This is a genomic window from Acidobacteriota bacterium (assembly GCA_035529075.1).
GTDB lineage: Bacteria > Zixibacteria > MSB-5A5 > GN15 > FEB-12 > DATKXK01.
This window is the reverse complement of record DATKXK010000013.1, coordinates 104,080-116,852: the sequence shown is the minus strand read 5'-3', so window position 1 is coordinate 116,852 and position 12,773 is coordinate 104,080. Positions and strand designations below refer to the sequence as shown.

Sequence of the window (12,773 nt, the reverse complement as noted above, 5' to 3'; positions counted from 1 at the left end):
GTAGCTAACAGTGAGTCTGACAATGTTTCCATTCTGAAGAACAACGGTGACGGGACGTTTCAAACGGCGGTCGACTATGGCGCAGGAGATGGTCCGTTCTCTGTCTTCTCGATTGATCTTGACGGTGATGGTGACAACGACCTGGCGGTAGCTAACTATTTCTCTAACAATGTCTCCATTCTCATGAACAACGGTGACGGGACCTTTCTAACGGCGGTCGACTATGGGGCAGGATATTCTCCGGTCTCTGTCTTCTCGATCGATCTTGACGGAGATGGTGACAATGACCTGGCGGTAGCTAACAGTGAGTCTGACAATGTTTCCATTCTGAAGAACAACGGTGACGGGACGTTTCAAACGGCGGTCGACTATGGCGCAGGAGATGGTCCGTTCTCTGTCTTCTCGATTGATCTTGACGGTGATGGTGACAATGACCTGGCGGTAGCTAACAGTGAGTCTGGCAATGTTTCCATTCTATTCAACCGGCTGCTGACGTCCTGCTGCCAGGGTATCACCGGCAACGTGGACGGTGATCCGGGTGAGATTGTGGATATCGGTGACCTCACATATCTCATCCGCTACCTTTTCATCCCGCCCAACGAACCGCCCGATTGCCTGTCGGAAGCGAATGTCGACGGCGACCAGGGAGGTATTGTCGACATAGGCGATCTGACGGGGTTGATCGACTACCTGTTTATCAGCAACACGCCCCCGGCGGCCTGTCCATAGGGGGCGAGATTTCGGGCAAGCCCGGCGACCCTGCTGCGGAATTCCGCCCGCTCGCGAACCGGCGCCGGCCGTGCTCGCGATCAGCAGTCTTCTGAATCTGCCCGGGGCGGCCCTCCCGGAAACCTGCCGGATTCCGGGTTTCGGAACCGGCCGAGGAGGGGCGTGTATAATGTAACAAGGTTGTGAAGAGTTGCGGCAAAGTGGTGTTCCGTGGTCGATTATTTTTTCTTGACCACGGGCGGCTTTGTCGGTATATTTGGAAACAGATTGAATGCTAACCTACTTGGGCACCAAAGGAAGGGTACACTTATGAGACAATTACTTACCGCCGGTCTGGTCGTTTTGGCCGCCCTGGCCGTTGCCGCCGCGCCGGTTTTTGCCGGCAATTGCGCTTCTTCTGACAAGGGTTCAGCCGGAAATACCTGTTGCGCCGGCCAGGCCAAGTCGGCGTCGGGTCGCGTCTGCACGCCTGACGAGCAGGCTGCCTGCGCCGTTAAGCTGGGCGTGCCCCTTGAAAAATGTGCGGAGCTGTGCAAGTCCGGCAAGGTCCAGAAAGTTGACATGTTGATCAAGGGGATGGAGGGCGGCACGTGTGAGCCCGTCATTACGGCCGGCCTGGAGAAGGTTGATGGCGTGATCAGGGTTTGCAGCATCTCGTCCGAGAACGGCTGCGTCTCAATGTGCGTCGATCCGTCAAAGGTCCAAACCGCCACCCTGGTCGAGGCGGTAGCGAAACAGGGCTATCAAGCCCAAATCGTTCCGGCCGTGGCTACATCGACGACCGTCGAGGCCGTCAAGACGGCGGGCGCAGGCGACAAGGCCGTCTGCCCAATGAGCAAGGCGGCGTGCCCTTCCACCTGCTCGGCAAAGGCCAAGGACGCCAAAGAGGTCAAGAAGGACAAAGGCGACGACAGCCGGTAGGTTGCAGACTGCAAGTACAAAGCGGGAGGCTTGCCTCCCGCTTTTTTTATGGGGGGACGTTCTGGTTGGAGATTGGACATCTGCCGAATAAGGGTTATAGTATGACCGGCACCCGGGTTCCGTCCGACGGCCCGTGCATAACCTGAAACGCCAGTGCGCCACGGTCGGTCAGGAATAGCTGACGTGCATCGCAGAATATATATCTTCGTGACTCTTCTCGGATTGGCGGCCGGCGGCACGCAAGCCGCCAAGTACGCCGGTGAAGCGTTCTCGCTCGGTGTCGGAGGCCGGGGTCTGGCCCTGGGCGGGGCAGTCGTGGCCGGGCCGTTTGACGGCACTGCGGCCTACTGGAACCCGGCCGGAATGAACCGCCTTGACGGAAGGCTGCTGACCGCCATGCACGCCGAGACGTTCGGCTCCCTGCTCAACCACGACTACGTTTCGTACATCGATGCCCGCGGCTCGGACAATTCGCTTGTTCAGGCCTTTGGATTCTACGTCTACTATCTAGGTGGGGGAGGCATTAAGATCACGCGCCTGAACGAGTTCAGCCGACCGGTGGTAGAGCGTGAGGAGTCGCACGGCGACTGGCTTTTTTCGGCCGCCGTCTCGGGCAGGATCAAGTCGCGCGTCGATTTCGGTCTGGCCGCCAAAGTGATCTATCGCGACATAGGCACCGAATCCGGATACGGCCTGACGATGGACGCCGGGGCCTTGTACCGGGTAAACGATTACGCCCAACTGGGGCTGGCCGTCGCCGATATTACCACCGGGTTCATCCGCTATTCGGGCGCTACGTTCGGCACCGACGGGAACACCGAGTCCATCTACCCGACCGTCAAGCCCGCCCTGATGGTCGAGTATACGTACAGTGATTTCACTGGCCGGGCATTGGCCGGCGGCGATATCAAGTTCGAAGGTATCAGGGCGGCGGCCCAGTTCTGGAGCCGTGACATCTCGCTGGATACGCACTGGGGCTGGGAAGTCAGCTATCGCGAGATGGTCTTCGGCCGGGCCGGGTTCGATATCGGCCGGTTCACGGCCGGAGGGGGGGTGGACGTCAGCAATGTCACGGTTGATTTCGCCTACCTGCACCACGACGATCTTGACGAAACGTACCGCGTGAGCGCGGGCTACCGCTTCTGATCAGAGCCGGGCCCGGCCCGGGGGCGGTGGCGCAATCCGTTAATCTCAAGATCAAGACCTCCTGTCTGTAAACCCGATCACAGCGACATCATCCTGACGAGTTCCGACCTCGTCTCGCGCTTGCGCTGGGCCGCCGGTGTGCTTTATTGGCACTGTCACAACATTTGGCGGCTGATGCGGAGGCGAGCAAATGAACCTGTACGTGGTGCAGCATGCCGTGGCCCGGCCGGAGGAAGAAGACCCGAGCCGAGGCCTCTCCGAGGAGGGCCGGGCCGATATCGAGAAGGTGGCATCGTTTGCGTCCCGGTACGCGGGCATCACCGCCGGCACGATCGTGCACAGCGGTAAACCTCGAGCCGAACAGACGGCGGCGGTGCTGGCCGATCACCTTCGACCGGCCGGCGGGATGACGGCGGCCGACGGTCTGGCGCCCATGGACAACCCGTCGGTCTGGGCCGCCCGGCTGGCGGATACGCACGAGGATACGATACTGGTCGGGCACCTGCCGCACCTCGCCCGCCTGGCGGGCCTGCTCCTGTGCGGGAACGAGAGCAGGCTTCCGGTGGCCTTCGAGAACGCCGGTATAGTGTGCCTGTGCAGGGATGATCTCGGAGTGTGGTCAGTCGGTTGGATGCTTACCCCCGCCATCCTGCCGTAATACCGAGCGCGTCACTGTGTGTCGGGAAGCAAGAATTCCAGGCTGTCGGTCAGGATTTGTTCGGCAAACGCCCTGCCGTCCGGCCACGTAGCTTGAACAACAAACATGCCGCGCAATTCGTCCGACCTGTAGCCGGTTGCCTTGTCCAGAGGGTACTGCCTCTTGAGCGCCTCAAAGACGCCCGGCGCAAGAGTCTGCACGTCGCCGTGGCACTTCAGGCACAACGGCACGGTGCGGATGGGCTTGTAAAAGCGGTAGATCGAGACGCTGTCCGCAATGGTCCACGATTCCATGTACGGCGCCGCCGACGTATCGGCAAACCTGCTCAGGATGACTGCCTGCATCGTATCCGCCCGGTTGTTCGGGTTGCGGTTCCGATCGCTCACCCGTCTGATCGACCAGTTGCCGGTCGCGTACCGGGAGGCGATTTCCGGTGCCATGTTTCGGCAGACCGCGATGGCATCGACCGCGTCACCGCTTGACAGGGCTGCCATCAGTTCACCTTTGAGTTCGCGCGAGAAGTCGGCGATGAGTTTCTCGGCGGCGTCATGGTACAGGATCGTATCCTGGCTGAACTGGGCCCCGGCCGTTGCCGGTTCCGTTTCGCCGGCCTGTTTATCGGACTCAGCCGTACATCCTGCCAGCAGCCCCGCGAAGAAGCACAGTAACGCATATCTCAGCATAGGATCCTCCGTGTGAGACCACAGTATAGGCCGGACACTTCGCAGGCGGCAAGCGGAAAAAGGAGGCTGCGGCGTCACCGGGGGGCAGGGACGGTCGGGCGTGATCAGGTGTAGCGGTTGCGACCGGCGGGCGAGGATAATTTATTCTGAGGCATGGTGTTGGCGGCGCGACGCCGAAGGTAAAAAACGGTTGACATGCCTGCCTTCGAGGCCATACTTGCGGTCTTGAATCGCTGTGGAAAGGGGCCGTTGTGAGCCCTCTGCTGGGGCCGCGTAAAGGAAAGAAGGACAGGAGCTTAGCCCAGGCCAGCCTTCTTGCTGCGGTTCCCGCGATCCTGGCCGCCGCGCCGCTTATCGGCTTTTTCGCGGGACGGTGGGCGGACAAACATTTTGGAACCGAACCCTACCTGACGGTTGTTGGCATCGCGTTGGGTTTCAGCGCTGCCGCCAGAGAAATTTATAACCTGGTGAAGAAAGCTCAAGCTCTCGACAACGACAAGGACAATGACTGACATGGGCCTGGAATTCCTCGATCGCACCGTTAAGACGTCCGTTGTCGTTCTTTTGATATTCTTCCCGTTCGGCCTGTATTATTTCGGCGTGTTCCCGGCGATCGCCGTGCTTTCCGGGGGCGCCTGGGGGGTGCTGAACCTGATCTTTACGTCGGCGCTGGTGAGGGCGACGGTTCGGCCGGGCAGGATAGACAAGCGCCGGGCATACGGTCTGGCGTTCATCAAGTTTCCGCTTCTGTACGGATCGGGTTACCTGCTGTTGAAGATCCCGCGATTCGAGCCGTTGTTGCTGCTGGCAGGATTTTCGATTCTGATGGCCGTCATGATCCTCAAGACCCTGGCGCGGCTGGTTGTCAGAGTGCCCGATCACCCCGGGAAAGAAAATGACGCTCAAGGGGTCGTGTGATTACGCTGATTGTCAATAAGCTTGCGCTGGGCTTTCCGGTCTGGTTCGGTCAGGTTTTGGCCGTGGTCACCGGTGATGCCGGTTCTGCGGAGCAGCAGGCGGACCATGGCGCCGCCGCCGGCGCCCCGCCGCACCTTCCGAGCGCCGTGTGGTTGCTAGAGGAGATAACCGGCTGGGATCTCGGGTGGGCTGAGCACTGGATAAACGTCATTTTTGCCGTTGTCGTAGCCCTCGCGTTATCATCCGTCTGCATGTGGGTGTACGCGAGGCGCCGGTTGATCCCGGGCCGTCTGCAGAACTTTCTCGAGATACTGGTGGAAGGCATGTACAATTTCGTCTACTCGATTCTTGGTGACGAAACGCGGAAGTACATTCCTTTCCTGGGGTCGCTCTTTTTCTACATACTGGCCATGAACTGGATCGGGCTGGTGCCGCTGGGCCACTCGCCGTCGACCAGCCTGACCATTACCGGTTCGCTGGCCATCCTGGTTTTTCTGTACGTGCAATATACGGGGCTGCGGCGTCTGGGTGTCCCGGGGTACCTGCACCACATGGCCGGCAGCCCGCGCGACGCCATAAGCTGGGTGATGGTTCCGCTGCTGTTCCCCATACACGTCATTGGCGAGTTGGCCAAACCGTTCAGCCTGGCTCTTCGTCTTTTCGGGAACATCACGGGCGAGGATACGCTTATTGCGGTCTTTGTGATGCTGGGTGTGGCAGCCATGTCGGTGTTCAGCCTTCCGCAATCGCCGATCGGGATTCCTTTGCAGGTACCGTTTTATTTCCTGGGCCTGCTGCTGTCCACCATTCAGGCGCTGGTGTTTACTCTGCTTTCCACCATATACATACTGCTGATGCTGCCGCACGAGGAGCCGGCGCATTGAGCGCGGAACGGCGGAGACATGGTACGTGAAGACGGATTAACAGACATACTGAGGAGAACGTAATGGACTATCAAGCTATGTTGGGCCTGGCCGCTCCGCTGGCGGTGGGTCTTGCGGCCATAGGCTCCGGTCTCGGCATCGGTCGGGCCGTCGGTTCCGCGATGGAGGCGATTGGTCGCCAGCCGGAGGCGGCGGGCAAGATACAGACGACCATGATTATCGGCGCCGCCTTTATCGAGGCGCTGACCATTTATGTGTTCATCGTCTACATTCTGGCCAGCGGCAAGATCGGTGTCTGATAGACAGGGCGTAAGCTCACGGCAGCCGCTGTCAAACGCGTCATTAACCTGGTAGAGCTATGAGTATAGAATGGCAACAGGTCCTGACCCACGCCGTCGGGTTTCTAATCACCGTCTGGATCCTCAAGCGGTTCGCCTGGCGGCCCCTGATGGACCTTATCGAGGAACGTCGAGAAAAGATCGCCGGTGAGTTCCGGAAGATTGAGGATGAGAAGGCCGGAGCCGCGAAACTCACCGCCGAGTACGAAGGCAAGCTTCGCGACATCGACCGCGAACGTCGCCAGAAGCTGGTCGAAGCGGTGACTGAGGGCAAGAAGCTTGCCGCCGAGATAAAGTCCGCGGCGCAGGAGGAGGTCAGGCAGATCAACGCGAAGGCCAAGGCCGACCTCGAGCGCGAAATCGCCAAGGCCAGGGTTCAGCTTCGTGACGAAATCGTCGGCATGACCATAACGGCCACCGAGAAGATGCTTCACGAGGAACTGGACCAGGCCAAGCAGCGCGAGTTGGTCGGTCGTTTCATTGACGATCTGGAGAAGGCGTAGGCTCCATGCTGTCACCGGAGGTATCGCGCAGATACGCCAGGGCGCTGTTCCTCTCGCTTAAAGAGCGGCGACTGATTGAGGAGGCGCACCGGCAGCTCGAAGCGCTGAAAGAAGTGGTCGAGCGCGACCGGAGTCTGCTCAGCCTGCTGAGCGGGCCGCGGATCTCCGTTGACGAAAAGACGACGCTGGTGCGAAGCGTCTTCACGAAGCGGCTCCCGGAGCTTCTGGTGGAGTTTCTGGTCGTCCTGATACGGAAGCGGCGAATCAATTACCTGCCGGGGATTATCGATGAACTGACCCGGCTGGTCGAATGGGAGAAAGGGATTTCCCGGGCGGTTGTCATCGCCGCCTCGCCGGTTGCGCCGGCTGACGCCGAAGCGCTGGTCAGGAAACTGGAGGCCAGGACGGGTAACACGATTCTGGTGGAGAGCAAGGTGGATCCGTCCATCCTGGGCGGCATGATCGTCATGCTCGACCACGAAGTGATCGACGGCTCGGTGCGGCGCAGTCTTAATGACCTGAAGGAGCAACTGACCAGACTGAGAGTTCATTGAGGCAGTGTGTGTCCGGCCGGTCACGCGGCCGCGTGTCCGGCGTACAAGATTTTTATGACGTTTACTGATGCAGGAGTGCGAGAATGGCACTAAACCCCGAAGAAGTATCATCGGTCCTGAAAAAAGAACTCGAGAAATACGATACCAAGCTGGAGACGGAATCGGTCGGCACGGTCCTGCAGGTGGGTGACGGCATCGCCCGCGTCTGGGGTCTTGACGACGTGCAGATGTCCGAACTGGTTGATTTCCCCGGGGACATCACCGGCATGGTGCTGAACCTCGAAGAAGACAACGTGGGAGTCGTAATTCTCGGTTCCGACACGCACATCAGCGAGGGTGACACGGTTCGCCGGACGGGCCGGGTGGCCCAGGTTCCGGTGGGCGAGGCGCTGGTCGGTCGCGTCGTCAACCCGCTGGGGCAGCCGTTGGATGGCAAGGGGCCGGTGGTGACAGAGACGTATCGGGTGCTTGAAGGCCGGGCGCCCGGCGTGGTGGAACGCCAGCCGGTCAGGGAGCCGTTGCAGACGGGGCTCAAAGCTATTGATTCGATGATTCCCATCGGCCGCGGTCAGCGCGAACTGATCATCGGCGACCGGCAGACCGGCAAGACGGCGCTGGCCATTGATACTATCATAAATCAGAAGAACACGGACGTGTTCTGTATCTACGTGGCCATCGGTCAGAAGCAGTCAACAGTGGCTCGGGTCGTTGAAATCCTTCAACAGTACGGCGCGATGGAGTATACCACGGTCGTTTCGGCAACCGCAACCGACCCGGCGCCCGTGCAGTATATCGCCCCCTACGCCGGCGCGGCCATGGGCGAAGAGTTCATGTACACCGGCCGCCACGTTGTCTGCATCTATGACGATTTGTCCAAACAGGCCCAGGCGTACCGTCAGCTCTCGCTCCTGTTGCGTCGTCCCCCGGGACGTGAAGCCTATCCGGGCGACATTTTCTACTGCCATTCGAGACTGCTGGAGCGGGCGGCCAAGCTGTCGGACGAGAAAGGCGGTGGTTCGCTCACGGCCCTGCCGATTATCGAGACGCAGGCAGGGGACATCTCCACCTACATCCCGACGAACGTCATCTCCATTACCGACGGTCAGATCTTTCTGGAATCGGATCTGTTTTTCGCCGGGGTGCGGCCGGCCATTAACGTCGGCATCTCGGTCTCGCGGGTCGGGGGCAACGCTCAGGTGAAGGCGATGAGGCAGGTGGCCGGGTCGCTCAAGCTGGACCTGGCCCAGTACCGGGAACTGGCGGCCTTTACGCAGTTCGGCTCGGACCTCGATGAGGCCACGCGAAACCAGCTCAATCGCGGCGAGAAGATGGTCGAGCTGCTCAAGCAGGGACAGTACCAGCCCATGCCGGTGGCGCGCCAGGTCATGGAAATCTGGGTCGGCACCAAGGGCTATCTCGACGATTTACCAACGGAAGCCGTGGGGAAGTTTGAGTCGGCATTCCATGTGTTTTGTGAGAAACACTACCCGGACATCGAGCACACGCTGGAGAGAGAGTTGATAATCAGTGAAGCCACGGAGGAGAAACTCAGAGAGGCCGTCGAGGAGTTCAAAGCCGGGTTCAAGGCAGAGTGACGGTATTTCCGGCCGGGGCGGCGTCAGAAAGCCGGCGCTGCAGGCGGAAGCCTTCGGGCACGGACGGTGTGCGGCGCAGTTGACGGTCGGAAGATGAACCTCGACGGGCAGGAGTTTGCTGAACGTACATGGCAACGCTACGTGTAGTAAGAAAACGGATTCGGACGGTGCGGTCCACCGAGCGCATCACCAAGGCGATGGAGATGGTGGCTGCGGCCAAACTTCGCCGGGCCATGCAGCGCGTGGAGCAGGCCAAGCCGTACGCCAGGAAAATGGACGAGATGCTTTCTCATCTGGCGGCGGCCGCGACCACCGAGATTGTCCATCCGTTCTTCGAGGTGCGGGAGCCGAAGAAGAAGACCCTTGTGGTTGTCTCCTCCGATCGCGGTTTGTGCGGTTCGTTCAACGCCAACGTCCACCGGAAAGCTGACCGGTGGCTGCGAGAGACCACCGGCGTCGAGGTGGAGCTTGTGGTAATAGGAAAGCGCGCTCGTGACTACTACCGGCGGCGCTGGCAGCCGGTCGTGAAGTACTACGGCGACTGGGGCGGCCAGCCCGATTACGAACTGGCCAGGCAGGCGGTATCCCTTCTGACGGACCGATTTATGTCGGGCCAGACGGATGAAATCAGCATTGTCTTCACGCGGTTTCTGTCAACCGTGCGGTACCGTGTCGAGGTCGAGCGGTATCTGCCGGTTCCCCGGCCCCGCGTGGGTGAGGGCGGAGGCACTCTCGACTATATCTTCGAGCCGTCGGCCGAAGAGATCTACGCAGCCCTGATGCCCGGCTATGCGCAGACGAAGCTGATGACGGTGCTTGCGGAGTCGTTTGCCAGCGAGCACAGCAGCCGCATGATGGCTATGGGTAACGCGACGAGAAACGCTGGCGAACTGGTCGATTCGTTGACTCTGGACTACAACAAGGCGCGCCAGACACAGATCACCAAGGAGCTGCTGGAGATTGTCAGTGGAGCCGAGGCGCTGAAGGGCTGATGCATATGATAATCACGTTTTTGCGATACGGGAGTAGCTAATGGCAGAGAACGTCGGCAAGGTTGTTCAGGTGATCGGGGCTACGGTGGACTGCGAGTTTCCGTCGGAGTCGCTGCCGGACCTCCTGAACGCCGTAAAGATCACGGATAAGGACGGGGACATTGACCTGACGGTGGAGGTCGCCTTGCACATCGGCGACAACACCGTTCGCTGCGTGGCCCTTGCTTCAACCGACGGGCTGGTGCGCGGCATGGAGGCGGTCGATACGGGCGGTCCCATAAGCGTGCCCGTGGGCAAAGTAACACTCGGGCGTGTTTTCAACCTGTTGGGAGAGACCATCGACGAAAAAGGGCCGATCCCGCCCGATACCATGCGCCTGCCGATCCACCGGGCGGCGCCGTCGTTCGAGGACCAGGTGACGACCGTGGAGATGTTCGAAACCGGGATCAAGGTGATCGACCTGCTGGAGCCTTACTCCAAGGGTGGAAAGGTCGGCCTGTTCGGCGGCGCCGGCGTCGGCAAGACGGTCATTATCCAGGAACTGATTCACAACATTGCCACCGAGCACGGCGGCTACTCGATCTTTTGCGGCGTGGGCGAGCGCACCCGTGAGGGTAACGACCTGTGGCTGGAGATGACGGAATCGGGCGTGATCAAGAAGACGGCCATGGTGTTCGGACAGATGAACGAGCCTCCGGGTGCACGCCTTCGGGTCGGCCTGGCCGGCCTGACGATGGCCGAGTACTTTCGCGATGAAGAGAATCAGGACATGCTGGTGTTTATCGATAACATCTTCCGGTTTGTCCAGGCCGGCTCGGAGGTATCGGCGTTGCTTGGCCGCATGCCGTCGGCGGTCGGCTACCAGCCCACGCTGGGTACGGAGATGGGGGCGTTGCAGGAGCGGATTACGTCGACCCGCGCGGGTTCCATAACCTCCGTCCAGGCGATCTACGTGCCCGCCGACGACCTGACCGACCCGGCCCCGGCTACGACCTTCTCCCATCTTGACGCCACGACGGTACTGTCGCGCCCGATTTTCGAGCTCGGCCTGTACCCGGCCGTCGACCCACTGGATTCCACTTCGCGTATTCTTGACCCGAACATCGTGGGCGAGAATCACTACCGGGTGGCTCGCGAAGTGCAGGTGATCCTCCAGCGGTATAAAGACCTGCAGGATATTATCGCGATCCTGGGTATAGACGAGCTGTCCGAGGAGGACAGGCTGACAGTCCAGCGGGCGCGAAAGGTCCAGCGGTTCCTCTCCCAGCCGATGTTCGTGGCCGAGCAGTTCACCGGCAAACCGGGCACGTACGTCAGGGTTGAGGAGACCGTGAAGGGCTTCGATGAACTGATCTCCGGCAAACTCGACGATATCCCCGAGCAGTGCTTCTACATGGTCGGCGGGGTCGAAGAGGTCCTGGCCAACTACGACAAGACCAAGAGTTGAGCGCGATGTTTCACCTGACGATCGTCACACCGGAAAAGGTGATTTGTGAGCTTGACATCCGGTCGCTCACGGTGCCCGGAGCCGAGGGGTATCTGGGCGTCCTTTCGCAGCACGCCCCCCTGATAACGTCCCTCAAACCGGGGAGGATCCGCTTTCGCGATACCGACGAACGGCTGCACATCATGGCGGTGACGAACGGGTTTCTCGAAGTTTCGAACAACGTGGCGACACTTCTGGCTGACGCCGTCGAGCGGGCGCAGGATATCGACATTGAACGCGCCCGTACGGCTCGTGAGCGAGCCAGACAAAGCCTGTCAGCTGCTCGCCGGGGGGAGTCCGACGTGGACATCGCCGTGACTCTGGCTGCTCTGGCACGTGCGACCAATCGCATCAGGATATTCGAGGAAGCAAGCCGGAAGGGCTCGACTTAATCTCTGCACCCGCCCGGGAACATCTGCACGATTTTAGTGGTATCAACCTAACACGGCGGTGTTAAACCTATGGCCGGGAAGGTCGCGTGCAGTCCGGTTTCCCGTGGCTGCTTGTCGGGGCGGCCTGGATTCGCGTAACGCCAAGACAGCGTTGGGGTTTGACGTTCAGTTTAGGCCTTGACTTTCGGGTGCATTTTAGGTAGGTTCGGACGCTATGATATTGGACTTGCGGGAGTTTAAAGAATTCCCCGTATGCACTACGTTGACAGTCGGGCCCGGCCGGTTCAAACCGTTTGCCGACGGCGTGACAGCGGTCGGCGAGGTCAGGCTCGAGTTGGCTATACAGCAGTCGGGTGACGAGTTTTTCTGCCAGGGCGAGACTACGGCCACTTACATGGTTACGTGTTCGCGCTGCCTGGTCGAATTTGAGCAATCGGTCGCCCAGTCGACCGATTTCGTCGTGTGTGGCGTCGATCAGGTAACATCCCGCGGCAGGGACGGATCTGATTACGAGATGTACGTGTATCTTCAGGGAAGCGAACTGCTGGCGGATGTCTCGGAACCGGTGAGGCAGGCGCTGCTGCTCTCGTTGTCGATGAAGCCTCTTTGCAGGGAAGACTGCCGCGGCATCTGCCCTACGTGCGGCGTCAACCTGAACGAACAAACGTGCGACTGCAAAGCCGAGACTGCTGACCCTCGCTGGGACGGCCTTAAGAAACTCTCCGACCAGCGACGCTAACTTCAGAATAGGAGCCGCAGATGCCTTTACCCAAACGCAGACATTCGAGAACGCGCGGACGTAAGCGCCGCACCAATTGGAAGGTGTCGGCTCCCAACGTGGGCGAGTGTCCCAACTGTCATCAATCCCGCCTGCCGCATCACATATGCCCGCATTGCGGCTTTTACCGCGGCCGGCAGGTGATCTCGATCAAGGAAGTCTGATCCCCGATCGGCGTTACGGCGAAAGTAACCAC

General features: G+C 60.1%; 17 protein-coding genes. 16 read left to right on the top strand and 1 reads right to left on the bottom strand.

The features are described 5' to 3' along the window. The 4 genes from VMY05_07590 to sixA form a co-directional block, all read left to right on the top strand. On the top strand, positions 1-729 hold a 729-nt coding region (locus VMY05_07590), incomplete at its 5' end, for an FG-GAP-like repeat-containing protein (protein HUV30931.1). A 309-nt stretch (positions 730-1,038) separates the two neighbouring features. Further along, complete coding sequence (locus VMY05_07585; GenBank protein HUV30930.1) at positions 1,039-1,650, top strand: heavy-metal-associated domain-containing protein; 612 nt, start codon at positions 1,039-1,041, stop codon at positions 1,648-1,650. 183 nt (positions 1,651-1,833) lie between these two features. Then, positions 1,834-2,796 carry a hypothetical protein gene (locus tag VMY05_07580; GenBank protein ID HUV30929.1) on the top strand — a complete coding sequence of 321 codons (963 nt, stop codon included), beginning with the start codon at positions 1,834-1,836 and terminating at the stop codon, positions 2,794-2,796. 190 nt (positions 2,797-2,986) lie between these two features. Continuing rightward, positions 2,987-3,454: a phosphohistidine phosphatase SixA gene (gene sixA, locus VMY05_07575; protein ID HUV30928.1), complete on the top strand. Its 468-nt coding sequence runs from the start codon at positions 2,987-2,989 to the stop codon at positions 3,452-3,454. A gap of 11 nt (positions 3,455-3,465) precedes the next feature. Here the strand turns inward: sixA and VMY05_07570 are convergent, their stop codons facing one another. Beyond that, on the bottom strand, positions 3,466-4,137 hold the full coding sequence (locus tag VMY05_07570; protein ID HUV30927.1) for a DUF3365 domain-containing protein: 672 nt from the start codon (positions 4,135-4,137) through the stop codon (positions 3,466-3,468). 251 nt (positions 4,138-4,388) lie between these two features. Here VMY05_07570 and VMY05_07565 point away from each other — a divergent pair, with 251 nt between their 5' ends. The 12 genes from VMY05_07565 (at position 4,389) to rpmF (ending at position 12,741) form a co-directional block, all read left to right on the top strand. After that, the gene (locus VMY05_07565) at positions 4,389-4,649 is read left to right on the top strand and encodes an AtpZ/AtpI family protein (GenBank protein HUV30926.1); all 261 of its coding nucleotides are present in this window, start codon (positions 4,389-4,391) and stop codon (positions 4,647-4,649) included. Next, positions 4,642-5,055 (top strand): hypothetical protein, encoded by a 414-nt coding sequence (locus VMY05_07560; GenBank protein ID HUV30925.1) that lies wholly within the window; start codon positions 4,642-4,644, stop codon positions 5,053-5,055. Before VMY05_07565 ends, VMY05_07560 begins: the two co-directional genes overlap by 8 nt. Next, positions 5,052-5,939: a F0F1 ATP synthase subunit A gene (gene atpB, locus VMY05_07555; GenBank protein ID HUV30924.1), complete on the top strand. Its 888-nt coding sequence runs from the start codon at positions 5,052-5,054 to the stop codon at positions 5,937-5,939. Before VMY05_07560 ends, atpB begins: the two co-directional genes overlap by 4 nt. Before the next feature lie 62 nt (positions 5,940-6,001). Beyond that, positions 6,002-6,238, top strand: coding sequence for an ATP synthase F0 subunit C (gene atpE, locus VMY05_07550; protein ID HUV30923.1), 237 nt, complete (start codon positions 6,002-6,004; stop codon positions 6,236-6,238). 59 nt (positions 6,239-6,297) lie between these two features. After that, entirely contained in the window at positions 6,298-6,780 is a 483-nt protein-coding gene (atpF, locus tag VMY05_07545) for a F0F1 ATP synthase subunit B (GenBank protein ID HUV30922.1), read from the top strand. A gap of 5 nt (positions 6,781-6,785) precedes the next feature. Then, positions 6,786-7,334: an ATP synthase F1 subunit delta gene (gene atpH / locus VMY05_07540; protein HUV30921.1), complete on the top strand. Its 549-nt coding sequence runs from the start codon at positions 6,786-6,788 to the stop codon at positions 7,332-7,334. 83 nt (positions 7,335-7,417) lie between these two features. Next, complete coding sequence (gene atpA / locus VMY05_07535; protein HUV30920.1) at positions 7,418-8,929, top strand: F0F1 ATP synthase subunit alpha; 1,512 nt, start codon at positions 7,418-7,420, stop codon at positions 8,927-8,929. Between the two features lie 128 nt (positions 8,930-9,057). After that, positions 9,058-9,921, top strand: coding sequence for an ATP synthase F1 subunit gamma (atpG, locus tag VMY05_07530; protein ID HUV30919.1), 864 nt, complete (start codon positions 9,058-9,060; stop codon positions 9,919-9,921). A gap of 40 nt (positions 9,922-9,961) precedes the next feature. Further along, positions 9,962-11,368: a F0F1 ATP synthase subunit beta gene (atpD, locus tag VMY05_07525; protein HUV30918.1), complete on the top strand. Its 1,407-nt coding sequence runs from the start codon at positions 9,962-9,964 to the stop codon at positions 11,366-11,368. 5 nt (positions 11,369-11,373) lie between these two features. Continuing rightward, positions 11,374-11,799, top strand: coding sequence for an ATP synthase F1 subunit epsilon (atpC, locus tag VMY05_07520; protein ID HUV30917.1), 426 nt, complete (start codon positions 11,374-11,376; stop codon positions 11,797-11,799). A gap of 214 nt (positions 11,800-12,013) precedes the next feature. Continuing rightward, complete coding sequence (locus VMY05_07515) at positions 12,014-12,538, top strand: DUF177 domain-containing protein (protein ID HUV30916.1); 525 nt, start codon at positions 12,014-12,016, stop codon at positions 12,536-12,538. A gap of 20 nt (positions 12,539-12,558) precedes the next feature. Further along, positions 12,559-12,741, top strand: a complete 183-nt coding sequence (gene rpmF / locus VMY05_07510; GenBank protein HUV30915.1) for a 50S ribosomal protein L32 — start codon at positions 12,559-12,561, stop codon at positions 12,739-12,741. The last annotated feature ends 32 nt before the right edge of the window (positions 12,742-12,773 follow it).

Coding starts and splice junctions, on each gene's coding strand:
- VMY05_07515 (HUV30916.1), top strand. CDS start 12,014: ATGATATTGGACTTGCGGGAGTTTAAAGAATTCCCCGTATGCACTACG.
- VMY05_07570 (HUV30927.1), bottom strand. CDS start 4,137: ATGCTGAGATATGCGTTACTGTGCTTCTTCGCGGGGCTGCTGGCAGGA.
- sixA (HUV30928.1), top strand. CDS start 2,987: ATGAACCTGTACGTGGTGCAGCATGCCGTGGCCCGGCCGGAGGAAGAA.
- atpE (HUV30923.1), top strand. CDS start 6,002: ATGGACTATCAAGCTATGTTGGGCCTGGCCGCTCCGCTGGCGGTGGGT.
- atpC (HUV30917.1), top strand. CDS start 11,374: ATGTTTCACCTGACGATCGTCACACCGGAAAAGGTGATTTGTGAGCTT.
- rpmF (HUV30915.1), top strand. CDS start 12,559: ATGCCTTTACCCAAACGCAGACATTCGAGAACGCGCGGACGTAAGCGC.
- atpF (HUV30922.1), top strand. CDS start 6,298: ATGAGTATAGAATGGCAACAGGTCCTGACCCACGCCGTCGGGTTTCTA.
- atpD (HUV30918.1), top strand. CDS start 9,962: ATGGCAGAGAACGTCGGCAAGGTTGTTCAGGTGATCGGGGCTACGGTG.
- atpA (HUV30920.1), top strand. CDS start 7,418: ATGGCACTAAACCCCGAAGAAGTATCATCGGTCCTGAAAAAAGAACTC.
- VMY05_07560 (HUV30925.1), top strand. CDS start 4,642: ATGACTGACATGGGCCTGGAATTCCTCGATCGCACCGTTAAGACGTCC.
- atpH (HUV30921.1), top strand. CDS start 6,786: ATGCTGTCACCGGAGGTATCGCGCAGATACGCCAGGGCGCTGTTCCTC.
- atpG (HUV30919.1), top strand. CDS start 9,058: ATGGCAACGCTACGTGTAGTAAGAAAACGGATTCGGACGGTGCGGTCC.
- VMY05_07585 (HUV30930.1), top strand. CDS start 1,039: ATGAGACAATTACTTACCGCCGGTCTGGTCGTTTTGGCCGCCCTGGCC.